Here is a 329-nt window from a genome sequence, read left to right on the forward strand (position 1 = left end):
GCGACGGCGACCAGCAGCTGTTCAACCGCTTCACCGTGGCACTCGACGTGATTGGCCATGAATTGGCCCATGGGGTTACCGAGGATGAAGCCAAGCTGATGTATTTCAACCAGTCCGGGGCGTTGAACGAGTCGCTGTCGCCAAATACCATCTGGGTCGAATTCCAGAACGCGTTGTTGTAGTCCTGGCCGAAGTGCACCGTGGCATCCAGGGCCATGCCGGCATCGTCGATGGAATTGCGGTCGAATACCTGGTCGAAAAAGTCGAAGGTCGCGCCCAGGCCGTCATAGGCCTCGTCCACCGCGGCATCACCGCTGGCTGGCTGGCCT

At 59.9% G+C, this 329-nt stretch carries 2 pseudogenes; one reads left to right on the forward strand and one right to left on the reverse strand.

Features of this window, described 5'->3' with window-relative positions:
- Positions 1 to 182, forward strand: a pseudogene (locus AC0L20_RS40395) (hypothetical protein); the annotation flags it as partial.
- On the opposite strand, the pseudogene AC0L20_RS40400 reads toward AC0L20_RS40395, so the two are convergent.
- Positions 182 to 301: pseudogene (locus AC0L20_RS40400) on the reverse strand (peptidase M4 family protein); the annotation flags it as partial. The pseudogenes AC0L20_RS40395 and AC0L20_RS40400 overlap by 1 nt on opposite strands.
- Positions 302 to 329 lie beyond the last annotated feature (28 nt).

The organism is Bradyrhizobium sp. Kon58 (assembly GCF_055807455.1).